Origin of the sequence: Bacteroides sp. A1C1, from assembly GCF_004328515.1 — a bacterium.
Classification (GTDB): Bacteria; Bacteroidota; Bacteroidia; order Bacteroidales; family Bacteroidaceae; genus Bacteroides; species Bacteroides uniformis.
The window spans coordinates 570,717-588,941 of sequence record NZ_CP036491.1 but is presented as its reverse complement, the minus strand read 5'-3'; the positions used below and the strand labels follow the sequence as shown (position 1 = coordinate 588,941).

Below are 18,225 nucleotides of genomic sequence, written 5' to 3'. Positions count from 1 at the left end.
TGGATTACATGCACTATGTGATGACATGTAAAGGGCTCTTATGCCTATTGACTATCCTGAACAACTTATAACGCTTTTATAAAATATGACATTTCATGCATATTTCCGATATGTGTGTCTGTTCCTTACCTGTCTGTATATGGCATTTTCTGCACATATGCATGCACAGGAATACCGGCAACGATCAGACACAACCAGGACCCTGCTGATTATAGACGGGGAAAACGGAAACCCTATTGAAGGAGCCGGTGTATTAGCCGGCGGGCAGGTGCTTGTCAGCTTATCCGAAGGAACGGTAACTATTCCTTCAAGGAATTCCGCAGATACAGTCCTTGTACAGAGTCTGGGGTATAAATCTCAATATATATCCTTGAAGGATGTGTTTAAAAGAAAGAACACCTATACGATACGTCTTTCTCCGGAAATGACGACATTGGGGGAAGTCATCATTATCGGTGAACGTTCCGGAATAACCCGGAATGCAGTGAGCGGGCAAATCCCATCCCCTGCAATCAATCATGCGTTGGGGACCTCCCTGGGTGCCCTGCTCGAACAGGTCAGTGGTGTAAGCTCTATCAGTACGGGGACGGCAATAGCCAAACCCGTCATCCAGGGGATGTATGGCAACCGGATATTGATCATCAACAATGGCACCCGCCAGACAGGGCAGCAATGGGGGGCCGATCATGCTCCGGAAGTGGACATGAACGGTAGCAATTCCATCCAGGTGGTGAAAGGATCCGATGCGGTACGGTACGGTTCAGAGGCTTTGGGGGGGATTATTATCATGGAACAGGCCGCCCTGCCTTTCCGGACAAAGTCCTTAAAAGGAAAGGGATCCATGCTTTATGGCAGTAACGGACGCCGTTTTGTCCTTACCGGACAGATGGAGGGAACCTTCCCTTTTCTCCGTGACATTGCCTGGCGTGTACAGGGAACCTGCTCGAATTCAGGAGACCGTTCTACCGCGAACTATCTTCTTAACAATACCGGAACCAGGGAATTGCATACCTCCGCTTCACTCGGCTATGATCATGGCCGTTTAAGAATAGAAGGGTTCTACAGCCGCTTTTACAACCGCATGGGGGTAATGCTCAGTGCCCAGATGGGAAGTGAGGATCTGCTGGCGGAACGTATCCGGCTGGGACGTCCCCTGCATACGGACCCTTTCGCCCGAAGTATCACATATCCATATCAGGAGGTCACCCATCAGACAGCCGTTGGCAAAATAAGATTCAGCATGTGGGATGTTGGAAATCTTTACTGGCAGGGTTCCTGGCAGAAGGATGACCGGCAGGAAAAACGTATCCGCCGCCTGGGATCCGACATCCCGGCTGTTTCCCTGCACTTGTATTCATTTCAAAACTCCCTCCGGTGGAAGTGGAATTATAATTCATGGCAAACGGAGATTGGGGGACAAATCATGTTCATAGACAATCACAGCCGGGCAGGGACAGGTGTTGTTCCTGTTATTCCCAATTACACGGAGACACAGGCAGGAATATATGGCATTGGAAAGTATAATTACAGCAAGGGAGGAGTTGAAGCGGGTGTTCGCTTTGACGGGCAGGAAACCCGTGCCAGCGGCTATGACTGGACTGGAAATCCCTATGGGGGAACAAGAAAGTTCAATAACATATCATACAGTCTGGGAGCCCATCACCTTTTTTCCGGACACTGGAAACTTACCACCAATTTCGGGATGGCCTGGAGGGCCCCCCACGTGTATGAGCTGTACAGCAATGGGAATGAACTCGGATCAGGAATGTTTGTCAGAGGGGATTCGGTCATGAATTCCGAAAGAAGCTATAAATGGATATCCTCTATCAGTTACAGTGGCAAGGTGTTCAGCGTCCATGCGGACGGTTATCTGCAATGGATAAGCGGTTATATCTATGATGAGCCCCAAAAAGAGAACATTACTGTCATTTCAGGGGCATATCCTATATTCCAATACAGGCAGACCCCGGCTTTCTTCCGCGGAATGGATTTTGACTTTCACTTCATGCCTGCAGATTCATGGGATTACCATCTGACCGCCTCCTTTATACGGGCAAACGAACGGACAACAGGAAATTATCTTCCCTATATCCCCCCTTTCCGTCTCAACCATGAGCTTTCATGGAACCACAGAACCCGGTCGCATTTCCGGTTGCGTCTGGGTGTCCGGCACCGTTTCGTGGCAAAACAGACCCGGTTTGACCCGGATACGGATCTTATCCCGTACACTCCTCCGGCATACCATCTTTTTGGAGCCGATGTGGATCTGGAATGTCCCGTAAGATGTGGACACATATTACGGTTCATGATATCGGCAGACAACATTCTGAACAAAGAATATAAAGAATACACCAACCGTTCGCGTTACTATGCGCACGACATGGGGCGCGATGTGCGTTGCGGAGTGAGTTGGAGCTTTTGACTTATAACGAGACATAATCAACAAACCTATTTAATTACAAGTAAAATGAAAACAAATGTATGTAAAATCGCATTAATGCTCCTGATGGGGGCATCTTTTACCTTATTATTTAATTCATGCAGCAAAGATCCTGTGATTCCTGAAAATGAGACAAAAAACAAATTGCATGAAGATCCTTCCAAAATGACAATCCGTCTTGTGGAATGCCACTTGCATGCAGATTGGAATGAAATACAGAAAGTCGGTGGTCCTCATCAGAATCCGGAATCTCCAGCCAGACACATGAAACGTATTCAAGAAATAACCTACGAACTGAAGACCGGCCAGGGCTGGACACTTGCCGAAGGCAGTCAAAACAAGTTCTACGTACAGAAAAACGGAGAATATAAAAATGGAGACAACTTTACTCCAGCCCCTATTTATCTGATGTTTATTTATTACTACAATAGTAAGGGAGAGTTGATGAATAACCAGTTTATAGAAAATGGACAGGATAAAATACATCAACATTTCTTTACACCAGAAAATGTAAAACCCACCTTTGACGGGCAGCCGGAAGCTGATGACAATGATCCGCAAAAATTAGTGGACTATCTTTATGTAGATACTACCCCTTGGGACAAGACCAGACATGACAAGGAGGCTGAAATAACAGGAGGAAGCAATCCTGTCGGGTTGAAAGGTGTCATCCGTTTTTTGAAAGATCGTAAGGAATTTGACTTGAAAATTCGTCTTTATCACGGTTACAAATCCAAGACCAATCCGGAAACTGGTACTTTTGATCCGTTCTACAAGCCTTCCGGAATATTGATCCAGCGTGGCACATGGGATATCAACTTAAGTATTCCTATAGTGGTATTCTGGAGTCGTGATGAATATCTTGACATAGAACCGGATGCAGATGTTAACCAAATCGAAGAAGATAGTCTTGATGAAGAAAGCAACCGTACCGTGCATTCCATTATGAAAACCTTCAACCTTACATGGAAAGAAGCGCTTGAGGAATTCATAACTTATACCTATAAGGCGGGAGATACTGAAGGAGGGGCTATCTGGCTATAGGTCTCTTGTAAGGAGTATAACCACAACAGATTGATTTAAAGATTTATAATATTTAATTTATTAAACATTCGGAATTATGAGATTTAACAGATTCAATCTTTTATTGGTAGCAACAGCCATAATAACGTCAATGTCAGGCTGTACCGGATCACAGAAGAGAACTACACAACAGGAAAAAGAAAGCGCTACTATGGCCACCACTACAGTCAATACCAAAAATAAGAATTTTTATGGGACTTATGAGGGCACATTACCCTGCGCCGATTGCAGTGGTATCAGGACAACACTGAAAATCAACAGTGATACAACCTACGAACTGCGGAGTGAATATTTGGGAAGGAAGGATGGCGTCTTTGAAGAAAGTGGCATTTATAACATTGTGGGTGAAAACATCATAGAACTGGTAACTCCTTCTTCCGGGGAGAAGACATTCTATAAAATTCTCGATGGTTCAGTCGCGTTGTCCGACAGTCTGGGAACGCTCAACGGCAGTGAATTGGCTGAACATTATATTTTGAAAAGACAATAAAGGATACTGCATAATTGCATCCGGAGCTAATGATGAAGAATTGACCGTATATCTAGCCAATCAGTTCTTCATCTTTTCCTGTTTTTATAAATCAAGATGGAACATACCCTAAGAAAAAACAGTTCATACGAACAGCTGTATTTCATTATTGTTTTGTTTACATATTATAAAACCTTTCACCATTGAACGTATGAATGATGTGGATGAAAGAGGGTTACAAACCGTTGGACGGTGAGGAACGGATGCGGATGGAACGTCTGCTCTCGGAAATGGGGATGGAGAGGAAGCTGAATATCTACTGCAACAGGGACGCACGTACGAATGCCGTGACTTTCGGGTTCCATACAATCGGGCTGACAGGTGGTATTCTTCAGACGGCATCGGACGAGGAACTCAAAGGGGTAATCAGCCATGAGGTGGGACACATCTCGCATTATGATTTTGTCTATCAGGTGCTTCTTTTCTCTATGCAGTTGCTGGGCTACCGCTGCCTGTACGGGCTGTTCCTGATTCCGGCCCTGTTTTTCGGATTGGCAGGCAATCTGATAATCGCCGTGGTCCCGGCTGTCCGTTTCGCCGTGGTGGGGATGGCCAGACTCTGGTGGAGCCTTTATAAACTGTTGCATCATACGATTTACGGTATCAGTCGGATAGCAGACGTGAATATCAACAAATATGCCGAATACCGTTGCGACACGTATGCGGTACGTTACGGTTGTGGGGAGGGCCTGCTCTCGTTCCTGCGTCGGCTGGAGGTGGCGGAAACGGGTGGGGAGCGGCCTTCGTTCACCGAATATATCATGAGCACGCATCCATCAACCGAAAAACGGATTGTCCGGCTGGAAAAGTTGTTGTAACCTGCGATAAAGAATAGATGCCTATATCATTTTGCGGATATTGGTACAAGGAGTGGCGGACATGCGTATCCGCTGCATTTCCAAAGAAAAGTCCTCGTAATAACAGATGATATGGCTTGCGGCAAGCGCACCGGTGAGGCTGTCTTTCTCTGAAAGCGTCTCCTTGCTGTCCGCCTTCTTTATCAGGTCATCATATAAGGCGCAATACACTTTGTCGGTATCTGCCGGATAGCATGTACCGGTGATGACGGCTGAAAGATGTATCTCCGGGCATTTGTCCGCTTCACGGAGTATGATGGCCGTATCTGCCGCCAATAATCCGATATAGGTATTCAGATTGCAGGAAAACATGCGGTATCCTTCATCATAAAGTGCAAGAATAATACGGTAGAGTTCCATACGGATATTGTTTTCCCTGAACCGGTCGTATCGGCTTGTCTTTTCAATGGTACAGCCTGTAACGGCAACATTCCTGTCATACATATTTCCATGAGTTTTTTTGTTAATGCCTTGTCCGTAATTACTGTTAAGTACCGAAAAAAGCACGGAACTTAACAAGTCCGAACACAGGCACGACCAAGCGCCTCGCAGGAGACGAGTTAAGTCCGTGCCAATGGATATGACAAGGACTCCGCTCGTTTATTCTCCTGCATTAAAATTGGTCGTTTCGTGTTCGGGAATAAACAGCTAAAAGCTATTCTAATATGTTATCATTCAAATTCTTTAATCTTATAACCTTCTTTTTTTGATTCAACCCTGCAAAAATAGAAAAAAGCCGGGCAACCGCATAGGGATTGCCCGACTTTTTTGAGAGGAAGTATTCAGGTGTGGGGTGTGGCAGGTCATTCCACCGGCTCGCCGCCATAGCGAAGGCGGCAGATTTCCTTGTGGATTTCACACATGATATGCAGCTGCATCCGCTTGCTGATATGGCGGCTTTGGGAACGCATGAACAGACGGTTTTCTATCAGGCTGCAAAACTTCGTGCCCTCCCTGCTTACAATGCAGACAATCTGATTTTCAAGGAAAAAATCCCTGTCGGTGGAATACTCCACGTCCGGGAACATTCTTATATATTTCATTCGCAAATATTTTAAAAGGTTTTACGGTGGCGGTGTGGGTGGGGTCGTCCGGCCCTGCCCTCTGTTCTCTTGGGGCGGTGAAAAAGATGAAGGTGTGTCGTAATGCACGATGCACCTCTTTTTTGTTCATCACTATACAAATCTGTTCATTTTCTTTAAGCTGCGATAATTCGAAGATTTCTTTGATTTATGTGTCTCCAGCATCTAAATAAAGCGACAGTAAGTTCATAAAACCATCCAATCAGCCATTTCGTATCTTCTTTTGTCAGTTTTGCACACATTTTTTTTATATTGAAGGCAATGGCTAGGAAGGCAAAGTCCATGAAGACCTTGTCCTTTCCAAAATGTCGGAAACGTTTGTAGTTCATATTGTTTTTAATTTGTCCGAACACGGCCTCCGGTTCTATGCATCTCTGCCCTCTGTGTTTCAGTCCTTTCTCTGAGCAGAGCAGTTCTTTGGCTCTCCGCTTGTATTGTCTAAGCCTATGATTCAGTTCTATCGTCCTGTTTCCTTTTGCTTTAAAACAGCGGCATCGCAGGGGACAACCTTCACACCTGACAGCTCTGTACCGTGCATTTTCGCTGACATATCCGGATGCGGTTTTCACATTCCTGGTGCCTATCCTCCGCATCCTTTGCCCCATAGGGCAGATGCAGAAGTCATGTTCTTCATTGTAGTAGAAGTTTTCGGCCTTGAACGGGGCCGGTTTGAATCTCGGCCGCTGCTCCATGTGGAAATAGTTGTACTTTACGTAGGCTTCCATGCCGTTTTCGGACATGAAGCGGTAATTCTCTTCGGAGCCATAGCCGGAATCAGCAACCACCGTATGGGCCATCCGGTCATACCTGTTTGAAAAAGATTGCAGGAAAGGAATCAGGGTCAGTGTATCCGTAGGGTTCGGGAAGAGTGCAAAATCGGTGATGAACTGATTTTCGGTGCCGATTTGAAGGTTGTAACCGGGCTTCGTCTGTCCGTTGCGCATGGCATCCTCCTTCATTCTCATAAAAGTAGCGTCCTTGTCCGTCTTGGAATAGGAATTCCTCTCTTGCAGTGTTTCCAGATGGCAGTCGTATTCCTGCAGTTTGTCCCTGTGTTCTTCCAGTTCCTTCAGCTGTTTGCGTTTCTTTTTCAGTTCAGTCTTTTCCTCTTTCGCGGATGGCTCGGAAACCTGTTCCAGTGCATGACGCAATTCTCCTGCCATTTCAGTCAGCATGGCCGGAGTGAACTCAACTTCCTCATTGTTCTCTGATGACTTCTCCTGAGCAATGACATCGTCTATCTGCCCTAACAGGACATGTATCTTCTTCATCAGGCGTTCACGGTTCCGCTCAACCGTTTTTCGCCAGACGAAAGTGTACTTGTTGGCTTTGGATTCGAGCTTTGTCCCGTCAATATATTCCACATTCAGGCTGATGAAGCCTTTGGAAGAGAGAAGAAGTACGGTTTGCGTAAACACTTCGTTAATTTCCTTCTTCACCCGGTTGCGGAAACGGTTGATGGTAATGAAATCCGGTTTCTCATATCCGGCCAGCCAGATATAATGGATGTCACGGTGAAGAAGCTTTTCAATTTTCCGGCAGGAGTAGATGTTGTTCATATAGGCATACAGAATGACCTTGAGCATCATCTTGGGGTGGTAAGGGCTGCGACCGCATTCCTTATACAGTTTTCTGAAACTTTCAAGATTCAAGCCCTCAACCAGGGCGTCAACCATGCGCACCGGATCGTTTTCTGCAATATCCTCATCAATTCTTTGAGGAAAAAGAACGGTTTGGTTGGGATTGTAAGGACGAAAATGTATCTTTGTCATAGTAAAGAACTTATGCTTAAAGATACAAAATCTTTAGGTAATAACAAAGCCCCAGCTTGTGAAAGTCGGGGCTTTGTGCGTAAAAAACAGAAGGTGTGCATTTTGACACACCTTCATGCTTTCCGCTTGGTGTCAGGCGGCTTTTCCGCTTTCGGGCTTCTCTGTTTTCGGGGCGGTGGTCTTCTTTTCCGTCTTTTCTGTCGTCTGCTGTTTTTCGGCTTCCCTGGCAGCTTTCTTTTCCGCTTTCTTCATTTCCTTTATCCTTTCCTCCAAACGTTCATGCCGTTTCTGATATTCTTCCTCGTGGGTGGCTTTGACAAGTCCGTATTGGTCGGGGAAGTGCATGTTTGCGAAGTCCCTCAGCAGCTTGGATGCGTTGTTGTCTCCGTGGCCGTTCTCACAAAGGAAGTGGCTGATGAAGTCCCGTTTGATTACCGTTTTTTGTGTGTCCGTCAGTTTGGCAACGATTTTCATCCGCTGTTTCTCGTCCAATGCGAAAGGCTGGTCCTTGATGCCGAAAAGCGGGAAATGTCTCCTTTGAAGTTGGGCAAGCATGGCAAAATAAACCATACCGTCTTCGTACTGCGTGAACGAGCTTTCGGGATAGTCGTTCTCACGGACAATCTTTTTCGTATCGGCAACGGTCTTTTCGATGGAAAGCTGTTTGAAACGCTTGTCCCTTTCCTGCAATGTCCCGATAGTGACGGGGGCGGTTTCCTTTCTGTTTATCTCCACGTAGCAGAGTTCGGGTTCTGTCTGTCCCACCTTTACATAGGTCTTTATCCTGCCTTCCTCCTTCATGCGGTCAAGTTCCTCCACCTTTCGGGCATATTCCTCGTTTCTGCGCTCAAATGTCTGCACCGCCTGTTCGTACTCTTTCGTTTGGGTGAACTGCTCTTTCTTCGGTGCTTCGGGTGCTTTGGGGAATTCCCTTGCCGATACGTTGTAGTCAAGTTCCTTGATTTCATGCCCTTTCTTGTCCAATTTCTGTAGTGCCATATCGTTACGGCTTCCGTAGTAGGGGCGTGCGACAACCAGCTTCGGATCGGATTTCAAAAGTTTCTCCGTCTCTTTTGCCACATGGGCTGCGTTCTTGGCCTCCAGACATTTGCGGTTGGTGCAGTGTCCGCACCCGTTATGCTCGGCAAAAAGGTTGTAATTGGCTGCGTTGTGTACGCATGTATTGCATTCCGTCTTGTCGAACTTGTATTGCCCAAGGTCGGTGGTATAGTATTTTTCAAAGTACCTTTTGAAGAGGTTCAATGTATATCCCGTCCAATCCTCACCGTTCCCCTCTTTGAGGTGCTTCTCGTACACGTCCTTTTGTATATCGGGCTCATAGGTGCTTATCTCCTCGGCTACGCTGACAGTGATTGTTTCATTGTCCAACAGTTCACCGACAGGCGCATAGAGTTCGTTCAGTTTCAATCGGGTATAGATATATTTCTCGCTCCGTCCGAAACGGGCGGTCAGTGAATACATGTCATATCTGCCCTTTTCAAGCAACCGCTTGAACGCTTTTGCTTCTTCAGTGGGGCGTACCTGCTCACGCTGCAAGTTCTCGCTTAACGACATGTCTTCCGCTTCATCGTCCGTCACATTGTTATATATGGTTGCCTTTATGGTCTTTGCTCCTGCAAGCAATGAGGCACGGTAACGGCGTTCACCGTATATAATTTCATAACCGCCTTCCGTGCGTGGGCGTACTGCAATGGCCTGCAGGATTCCTACTTCCCGAATGCTTTCCGCAAGTTCCTGCAATGATGCGTCATTGAACGTCTTGCGGTGGTTGTCCGTGCTTGGGTGTATGGTAGTGATGTCAAGGTCTGTTTCGGCTGTGGCCGTTGCAAGCGGTGTCTTGAAAGTGGCCTGCTGCGATGCTTCTTCCGTAACGGTGGGAATGGTTGCCGTTTCGGGTGCTTCTGTCACTTCGGTAGCCGTGGGCACGTCCTGCGGTGTGAGTAGTGTCATCGGTTTCGGGATGATTGCCAAAGCGGTCACCTTTACTGCATTTTCTTTCTCTGATTTCTGTACGCTGTTCGTCTGTACTTTCTTGTTCGTCTTCATAATGATAAGTTTTAAATGTTGATAATTAATTGAATGGTTTTCCGTCTGAAAGGTATTCCCAACCGTTGGCGTTGCTTTCTTCCGTGAAGTGTTCCAAAGTCCGGGTGCTTTCCATATCATCCCGACAAGCACGGAAAAAACTGTCGAGACATTCGTTCATAAGGCAGTCAAACGTGATATTTTCGGTGGGGGATTTCAAGAACTGATAAATCGGATCAAGAATACAGTTATCTATATAATAGCCCGTAAGGGGACAACAGGCATCTACAAATATCCTGCTTTTTCGTCCTTTCGTCCCTTTCCAAAAATATTTTGGCGTGTATAGGTCGTTCCAATGGTTGTTCATCAGATAGGCCGCCAACCGCCAACCGTTTAGCCTGTCTATGCAGTCTTCCTGCCTGCTGCGGTAGTCATAGCTGTAATTGCATGCGTCATATCTCCAATTACGGCACACAATGCCGAAGCGTTCGCAAAAGGTATTAAGGGTCTGACGGTTCTCGTGTGTCCAACCGTAAAAATATCGGTTGTACAACCATTCGGTGTGTGCTTTCTCTTTGGCTTCCTCGGATAACTCGGTTATCCGATAGAGGGTGTATGTTCTTGTTTCCGTTCTCATGTCGTTACTTTTTTATGGGTTCGTTGATAGGCGGGCGGATTGTTCCGCCCTGCCGTTCATGCTGTCATACACGGATGCACGTGGCGAGTGCTTCCCTTACTTTCGTTTCCTGCTTCTTGGAATATATCCACCCTGCACGCCTTTCGCCCTTATAGGTGAGGTTCGCACGGAACAGACCGTTCAGGTCTTTCAGAATGTCCTTTATCGGCCTGGTGTCACCGAATACGGCAATCGCCTTCTCGCTGTATTCCACGATTTCAAGACTGAGGGTTGAAAAGTCTGCGGTTGCTGTGGATTGTTCTGCCGTATCGCTGTCCGTCTGCGGTGCTTTCATACAAAGGTTGGCTTCATCCCCTGCGGTGTGCGCATACCGTTCTATGAATTTTTCAAGGTCGTGGATAGGCTCTTTCTCAACCGTCCAACCGCTGTACTTGTTCCTGCCCAGATACATACCGTCTCCCATGCTGTAATTTTCCCGGTGTTCGTAATCTGCGTTATATTCCGCCAAATAGGCTGTTCCCTCAAAATTGGCGGCATGCTTGCGCATTTCTGAAAAGAGGTTGCGTGTATGTTTGGAAAAGCCTAAAATGACGGTTCTTGCTATACTGTAGTCATAATAGTCCGTATAGCTGTCGCACTCGTTTACCCGTAACGTGCCGATAATGACCGCCTTTGCATCCGTCGGGACAAGGGGGCGCAAACGCTCCGCACCGATTTTGGCGATACGTCCGTATTCCTCTCTTGTTTCCTTCGCTTTCTTTTCTTCTTCGGCTTTCTTCTCTTTTGCCTTGGTGAGTAAAGCGGCTGTTTCCAACGGATCTAAAAACTTGGGGTTCGCATCATCGTAATAGATTCCTATTCCGAATTTTTCCGATAACGGCCGGATAAGGTCGGATGTATGAAACTCGTATGTCCGCAAATTGACAAGATGATAGGTTATTCCCCACTTGTCACGGGTTACTTCATACACAACATAGCTGTCATAGCTATCCAATACTACCACTTGGTTGACTGAAACGGTCTGAACGTCTCTGTCGTAACTTCTGTTGGCTCCCAATAAATGTACTTTGTTCATAATGATTTGATTTTAAAATGATTCATATTCTGTCAGAGTATCACGCAAAGCGCAAGGATGAAAAGAGCGAGCACGCAAAGGATGCACCACACGGCACGGATGAGGAAAACCACCACCGCCAAAACTGCCAACATGGGCAGAATACCACCCCAAAAGGCACACACGAAACGCACCGCCACATAGACCACGAAACCGACCAGCGACCACTTCACCCAATTTTTAATGCCGGTTGGAGCGGAGCCGAAGCCTCGTTTCCAATCCTGCCGTATTTCAATTCTCTTTTTCATAACATTGACTTTTTTTTTATGCCTTGTCGGTGGCTTCACCTTGCTCGTTTCAGGGGGCAGATACGGACGGGGAGAAAATATGCAAGGCTTTTGGTGAAAAATTTTCAACCGCCCGGCTGGACGGATTGAAAAATTTTCGCCAAAACCCGCAGGGCGCGAAGCGGCCTTGCAGATTTTTAGGGGTCCCGTCCGTAGCTTCGCACCCTGAACCCGGCAAGGTGGAGCTACTGACGGGATAAATAAAAATGGGAAAATCGTTATATGGGAAAAAGAGAATTGAAATACGGCGGGATTCAAGGGCTGTTGCTTGAATGGTATAATAGAATTTTACAAGTAATATAACACAGAAAAAAAACTGAATTTAATCAGGGGAATGGTATATCTTATATTTCTTTTCAAGTAAGATATTAAATTAAAAAACGAGACCTGTCATTCTCCATTTGCAGATGTGTAGAAGTATTAATCCATTAATGGACAATAGGGCATGTAAAGGGCAGATTTTCCGTATATTCGCCTCCTTATCCCCGAATTATGGGCGTAAGTCGCATGGTCATGGAGATATATCTATCCTTTAATGAGGAGAACAGCCGGCAAATATCTGATGGAAAAGCCCCACAAACCACAGGAAAATAGCCACACAACGGTATGATACACAATAATTATTGAAGAAACGTGCTCCGCTCCAGCGGACAGCATGTTGTGTTTTCGTTTAACCGAAAATGAACGGTTTAACGGAGGATACACCGATAAATCGTTACTTATTTCAAGCTCCGGCGTCGCTTTTTACATATCTAACTATAATTCATTTGAAATCACAAAACAGATTGAACCGAATGTGGTTAGTTTGTCTGTTTGTTTCATGTCCGAATCATTAGTATGCTATGTTGCAAAGTTCGTATTCATTATGAAAAAATCCGCTTACGAGAACAAGGTATTCAGGTAATTTGCCATCCTTTCCCCAAAGAAGTTCGATGTTAAAAAGTTCAGCAAGCGTTTTGGCTATGTCAAATCCGAAGGCTTCGAGTGACGGACGCACTTTTTCCGGGTGTCGGCATGGTGTGCCGCAGTTACGCGTACACTCGTTATTGGGGCAGTGAAGACATTTACCTATATAGGCAAATGAACGCCCTCCATATTTCCGTTCCATATCCAATAATTCGCTCTCGATTCGTATTCGTTCCGGTAAAATGAGTTTTTGTGTATATTCAATCGGAATATCTTTGTCTTCAGGGATTATCTTCGTTGCCATAAGATGTGCATACTTGTATTGCCGGAGAAACGATTCCGTATCAAAATCAAATGGAGGACACCCCCAACTTTTGCCATAATTGGTACATTGTTTGCAAAGTTCAAGAAAATGTGGTTCGTCACGGAATTCGGCGATATATCCTTCAACAGTGATGTCTGAAGTAAAATTTTCTACAGTGTATGTACTCATTGTTTCAAAATCATTGTACCGCATAAGGAGTCAAAACGAATGTTCTCATTTTGGAAAAGTCTGTCAATGTATCCGCTTTTCCGCATTTCAGACGCGGTCAAGCAGTTTAAATTCAGGGTATCTAACAATACTATCGAATCGCACATGGACAACGCGATGTCAAGTTCATGTGTCGAGAACATGATACATTTTTTCTCGTCGTGGACAAGCCTACGAAGCAACGCCACAAGTTCGTAGCGATTAGGCATGTCAAGAAAGGAAGTCGGTTCATCAAGGAGAATGATAGGAGTATCCTGTGCCAATGCACGAGCAATCATCACACGCTGGCATTCGCCATCCGACATTTTATCCATCGTGCGGTTTGCATAAGCCTCCATTCCCACCGAGATGAGCGATTGCATGACTATCTCCTTATCCGCCTCTTGCATCCTGCCTATCCAGTTGGTATAAGGAGCACGGCCTATGGCTACGACATCTTTGCACCGCAGGTTGGCGATGCGCGTGCGCTCGGTCGTGACGACGGCCAGCGTTTTTGCCATATCTTCGGTTCTCATGCAGGCGATGTCGTGCCCGTCGAGAATGATTTTTCCGGAATAACACCGGTTCAGACCGGCTATGGCGCGGAGTAGCGTCGATTTCCCTGTCCCGTTTCTTCCGATAAGGGCTGTCAATTGACCTTTTTTTATCGTGGCATTTACCTCGTGGAGCAACGAGTTCTCTTTGTAACCTATGGAAAAATGCTGTAATTCTATCATGCGGTGATGGATTTGTTGCGTAAAACCACCCATACGACGATTGGGATTCCCAATAGAGCTGTAATGGCGTTGATCGGCAAGGTGAATATTTTGGAAATGACGTCGCAAAGAAGCAATATCGATGCTCCTGAAAGAATTGTTCCGGGTAGAAGGACACGATGATCGCTATTTTGGAAAAGCATTCTTGTGACATGAGGCATAGCGAGACCTATGAAACCTATCGGACCGCAAAAAGCGGTTATCGTTCCGGCGAGCAGCGTTGTCGAGAGAAACAATAGGCCGCGTGAACGCTGAATATTCAGTCCCATCGTTATGGCATACTCTTCTCCAAACAACAAAAGATTAAGCGACTTGATTGTTATTACAGCCAATAACAACCCGACTAATACTGATGGAACAAAGATGGCAAGTTGTTGCGCTGTCACATCCCCTAATGCTCCCATCGTCCATATCACAAACATTTTTAGAGACTCGTCATTGGCTATATACTGCAAAATCTGCACGACAGCGCCTACGCCCGATGAGAACATCATACCCAGAATCAGGATTACCATGATGTCTTTTATTCGCTGTCCAACGGCAGTTATCACGAGCAATACGACAGCCGCACCCACCCATGCAGCTCCGGCAATGCCTATTGATGAACCGAGCCCAGCAAGTACCACGAGTGCCACACCGAGACTTGCACCGGAACTGATACCGAGGACATAGGGACCGGCAAGAGGATTACGGAAGAGGGTCTGCATCTGAAGACCGCTGACTGATAAGGCAGCCCCGGCCAACAGTGCCACTATAGCTTTTATGAGGCGTATGTTGAGTACGATCTTTTCCGTGGCACGGGGACAATCTCCCCCAGTCAGCGCTGCCCATACATCGCGGATTGGAATATTGACAGCTCCCACGGCCAAGTCCAGTAAAAAAAGACCGACCGTGAGCGTAATCAATATGGAGGACAATATAGTCGAACGGGAACGCATCTATTTCAGTTGCTTGTAATACACACACTCTTCCTGCGCCAGTTCGGGATGGAATATCTTCACAAGGTCGCGGAGCACGATGTCAGGATTCACGACAGCAGACTCGTAATAGTCGTTACCCCCGGCTGTGTTGATACGGGCGTTGTTATTATACACCTCTCCATTTTTGAAACATCGGGTATCGGTGAATTTCGGACATGATGCCTTCAATTCGTCAAGGGAGTTCGCCATTCCCACGTTCAGCCACATGTCCGCATCCGACGCGAGTAGGTATGCTTCTTCCAAGTCAACGGGGATAGAAGCGTTTCCCGTGTTCTTCTGGTAGATATAGCGACCGCCTGCATCGGCAATCAAGCGGGCGACATAACTTTGGGTTGAAGGCATGAACCACGAGTCTCCATAAGGGACATTAAGCATAACCGAAGGAGTGCCAAGGATACTGTCGGCCACTTTCTTTTTCAAAGTGTTGTATCTGACCGGGATTGCGGCAAAGGCTTTTTCACCCTTCTCACGTTTCCCTGTGACTTCAGAAAGCACTACCATCCATTCAGCCTTACCGAGAGGCGACTCTTCGAGATAATCGCCGACATACATGAACGGTATGTCGAGTTCTTCGAGTTTGCTTTCCATTGCGCTTGCGCCGTTCACCCCATAGAGCAGAACGAGGTCGGGATCGAGCGAGAGCAGCAACTCGTAGTTGATGTTTCCTTCATAGCCGATGTCACCAATACTGTCGCGGCGAGCTTGGATGTCGGGGTTGGAAATGTAGTCGATTCCCGAAACGCCGGTTATGCGCTGGACTTCACCGATCGCGTCAAGCATGGCGATATGAGTGGAAGACATCGCCACGATGCGTTTGGCGTCTCCTTCGAGTACCTGTCCGGCAAACCCTTCGGGAACCTCTTCGCCGTTGCGGACGATAAACAGCCATGTGGTTACGCTGTCTGCTCCCTGCCAGGGATTCCTGACGGTTATCAGTACGCTTTCCTTCCCGTCCGCCCCTTTGATGTCGAAGCCGGAGGCATATTCGGGAGCATAAAGCAGCAGGTTGAAATCATTGAGTTTTGAACTTTTGTTGTGGCAGCCTGTAAATGCCAGAGAAAGCAACAGAATCAGGCTTAAATTCTTTAATGCGTTCATATTGATGCAGATTATCGTTTACTATTTTTGTTTTTTCCGAACTTGGGCGTTATGCCGATGAATATCTCGAAATTGATGCCCGGCATGGGACGGGACAATACGGAAAGGTATTCTTCATCGAACAGGTTGTTGATGCTGCCCTTTAGCGACAGGTCGGCCCATCGAAAAGAGAGCTGTTTTTCCAGTGTCACGTTATTCATGAAGTAAGGAGGCAGATAGCCCGTCAGGGTATAATCATTACTCGACATGGTATAACGCTGGCTGTAATAACACCACTTGTAGAGCAGGCTCCATGTCCGCCATGACAGACATCCGGTCACCGCTGCGGAAAACTCCGGTACGTATGGCAACTGTTTGCCGACGGATTGGTCTGCCGGACTCATAGGTTCGCTCTCGTTGATCGAGGGAGTCCACGAGAAAGTTCCGTTCATATCCAGTTTCCATTCCCTTCCGAGCATTACATCAAGGTGGGCGTTGGTCTCTGCCCCGTAAGCATGTACCTTCTTGAGGTTTCTGGGAGAGAAGAATCCCTTGGTTGTGGGTAGCCAGATGATCCAGTCGTCGATGTGCGAATCGAACCAGTTGATACCACCGCTCAAAGCATATACATTTTCTTTCCCCACCGAGAATGACAACCCCACGTCGTATGTGAAGCCGTGCTCGCTTTTTAGGTCGGGATTACCGCCCGGCAGAAAATAGAGATCGTTCAGCGTGGGGAAACGGTAGTTTCGGGAGATGGATGCTTTCGCCACGATATTGCCTTTCTTCGACAGTACCCCGTCGATGAAGAAAGCCGGGATAACCGGGGCCCATTCCGTACCGAACATATCCTCGCGAAGAACAAGCGAGGCGGCAAAACGATCGACAGGCCGCCATTTCGCAGAAACGGAACCGGAAAACTCGACACGTCCCTTGTCATACCCGACAACAGCCTTGTTACCTTCCTGCGAGATGATATTTTTGTCCGCGCTTTCCACCAAATGTTGGTGTACGGAAACACCGGCCGTGAACAGCCATTTCTCTGAAGGTGCATAATCCCCGTCCGCACTTCCGTAGAACGTGTTAATCTTACTGCGCGAGCGGGTCATCGAAGCCATTTCGCCGTTTCCCTTGTCCCGCCTGTAATCATAGGCCATCCATGTGTGTATATAGCCACCTTTTACACCGACCTTCCATTTCTCCCGCACGCGTTCCCACGAGAGGACGCTGCGAAACGTCTGCTCCCTTTGGCGGTTCTCGAAGTCCATGCCGTTCCCGTAATCCGTGGTGAGCATCGCCAGTTCCCGGTTGGAATTGATATACCAGGCGTTTAGCCCGAACTTGTCACCTTCGCCCGTGTTATAATAAATTTCCTGCAAAATGTGCAGATCCTTATAAGCCCCGCTGCGGTTGCGCTCCGTCGGATAATAGGAACCGATGATGTTCTTGTCCTCGTCATAGATGTTTTCCTTCTTGTCCCGGTTTCGGTATTTGTAGTCGTTGGGAGAAGAGGAATATACCACACGGGTGGAGGACTGCCAGTGTTTGTTACCGTAGGTCAGGCGGAGAAACTCGTCGAACGTGCTGAACGACCCCACTCCCTGCACGTACTGCAACCCGAATCCTTCATGGTTGGCCGGAGAAGTGGAGAGCCTGACCAGACCACCCAAGCCGCCGCCCGTTTCGTTTACCGACGAAGTTCCGTGCAGCAGCGAGGCATCATCGATAAAGTAAGAAGGGATGGTGGAAAAATCTGTCATGCCCAGCATCGGGTTGTTGATGCGCATACCATTCCACGTCACTTGAGTATGCGAGGGAGAGGTACCCCGGAAAGCTACAGTAGATAACGTGGCGCGTCCGTAGTTCTTGACAAAAACGGATGAGTTGAATGTCAGCACATCGGCCATAGATAAGGCGATGTTCTCTTTCATGGCGATGGAATCGAAACGGGTTCGTTGCACGCCTATATCCTTCATCGGTCGTTTGCCTACCACCGTAACCTCCGGAATACGCAGCACCCTTTTGGTAATGCTGACGGAATTTTTTTGCTGGGCGGCAAGCAGAAAGGGCAGGCTTACCCCCACGAACAATAGAATAAGATGTCTTTTCATTTTTGTCCTCCTTCCTC

General features: G+C 47.0%; 15 protein-coding genes and 1 pseudogene. 4 read left to right on the top strand and 12 right to left on the bottom strand.

Going from position 1 to position 18,225, the window contains the following annotated elements; translation table 11 throughout:
• The first annotated feature begins 85 nt into the window (after window positions 1-85).
• The 4 genes and pseudogenes from EYA81_RS02570 to EYA81_RS02555 form a co-directional block, all read left to right on the top strand.
• Window positions 86-2,422 (top strand): TonB-dependent receptor domain-containing protein, encoded by a 2,337-nt coding sequence (locus EYA81_RS02570; RefSeq protein WP_117742429.1) that lies wholly within the window; start codon window positions 86-88, stop codon window positions 2,420-2,422.
• A 45-nt stretch (window positions 2,423-2,467) separates the two neighbouring features.
• Complete coding sequence (locus EYA81_RS02565; protein WP_008781907.1) at window positions 2,468-3,484, top strand: hypothetical protein; 1,017 nt, start codon at window positions 2,468-2,470, stop codon at window positions 3,482-3,484.
• A 76-nt stretch (window positions 3,485-3,560) separates the two neighbouring features.
• On the top strand, window positions 3,561-4,013 hold the full coding sequence (locus EYA81_RS02560; protein ID WP_060386382.1) for a copper resistance protein NlpE: 453 nt from the start codon (window positions 3,561-3,563) through the stop codon (window positions 4,011-4,013).
• Window positions 4,014-4,166: 153 nt separating this feature from the next.
• Window positions 4,167-4,870 (top strand): annotated as a pseudogene (locus EYA81_RS02555) (M48 family metalloprotease); the annotation flags it as partial.
• A gap of 21 nt (window positions 4,871-4,891) precedes the next feature.
• On the opposite strand, the gene EYA81_RS02550 reads toward EYA81_RS02555, so the two are convergent.
• The 12 genes from EYA81_RS02550 to EYA81_RS02490 all read right to left on the bottom strand — a co-directional run bounded on the left by EYA81_RS02550 (window position 4,892) and on the right by EYA81_RS02490 (window position 18,208).
• Entirely contained in the window at window positions 4,892-5,353 is a 462-nt protein-coding gene (locus EYA81_RS02550; RefSeq protein ID WP_060386383.1) for a hypothetical protein, read from the bottom strand.
• A 359-nt stretch (window positions 5,354-5,712) separates the two neighbouring features.
• Complete coding sequence (locus EYA81_RS02545; protein ID WP_060386384.1) at window positions 5,713-5,952, bottom strand: hypothetical protein; 240 nt, start codon at window positions 5,950-5,952, stop codon at window positions 5,713-5,715.
• A 155-nt stretch (window positions 5,953-6,107) separates the two neighbouring features.
• Entirely contained in the window at window positions 6,108-7,763 is a 1,656-nt protein-coding gene (locus EYA81_RS02540; protein ID WP_131225336.1) for an IS1182 family transposase, read from the bottom strand.
• Between the two features lie 132 nt (window positions 7,764-7,895).
• Window positions 7,896-9,830, bottom strand: coding sequence for a ParB/RepB/Spo0J family partition protein (locus tag EYA81_RS02535; RefSeq protein ID WP_060386385.1), 1,935 nt, complete (start codon window positions 9,828-9,830; stop codon window positions 7,896-7,898).
• Window positions 9,831-9,855: 25 nt separating this feature from the next.
• Window positions 9,856-10,446 (bottom strand): hypothetical protein, encoded by a 591-nt coding sequence (locus EYA81_RS02530; protein ID WP_117742428.1) that lies wholly within the window; start codon window positions 10,444-10,446, stop codon window positions 9,856-9,858.
• 64 nt (window positions 10,447-10,510) lie between these two features.
• Complete coding sequence (locus EYA81_RS02525; protein WP_060386386.1) at window positions 10,511-11,521, bottom strand: hypothetical protein; 1,011 nt, start codon at window positions 11,519-11,521, stop codon at window positions 10,511-10,513.
• Window positions 11,522-11,553: 32 nt separating this feature from the next.
• Window positions 11,554-11,808, bottom strand: a complete 255-nt coding sequence (locus tag EYA81_RS02520; RefSeq protein ID WP_060386387.1) for a hypothetical protein — start codon at window positions 11,806-11,808, stop codon at window positions 11,554-11,556.
• Between the two features lie 871 nt (window positions 11,809-12,679).
• Window positions 12,680-13,246: a DUF2284 domain-containing protein gene (locus EYA81_RS02510; protein ID WP_060386388.1), complete on the bottom strand. Its 567-nt coding sequence runs from the start codon at window positions 13,244-13,246 to the stop codon at window positions 12,680-12,682.
• Complete coding sequence (locus EYA81_RS02505) at window positions 13,243-14,001, bottom strand: ABC transporter ATP-binding protein (protein WP_165491350.1); 759 nt, start codon at window positions 13,999-14,001, stop codon at window positions 13,243-13,245. Before EYA81_RS02505 ends, EYA81_RS02510 begins: the two co-directional genes overlap by 4 nt.
• Window positions 13,998-14,978 (bottom strand): iron ABC transporter permease, encoded by a 981-nt coding sequence (locus tag EYA81_RS02500; RefSeq protein ID WP_060386390.1) that lies wholly within the window; start codon window positions 14,976-14,978, stop codon window positions 13,998-14,000. The genes EYA81_RS02505 and EYA81_RS02500 overlap by 4 nt, the downstream gene beginning before the upstream one ends.
• Complete coding sequence (locus EYA81_RS02495) at window positions 14,979-16,118, bottom strand: ABC transporter substrate-binding protein (RefSeq protein WP_060386391.1); 1,140 nt, start codon at window positions 16,116-16,118, stop codon at window positions 14,979-14,981. It lies immediately after the preceding gene.
• Between the two features lie 11 nt (window positions 16,119-16,129).
• The gene (locus EYA81_RS02490) at window positions 16,130-18,208 is read right to left on the bottom strand and encodes a TonB-dependent siderophore receptor (RefSeq protein WP_060386392.1); all 2,079 of its coding nucleotides are present in this window, start codon (window positions 18,206-18,208) and stop codon (window positions 16,130-16,132) included.
• Window positions 18,209-18,225 lie beyond the last annotated feature (17 nt).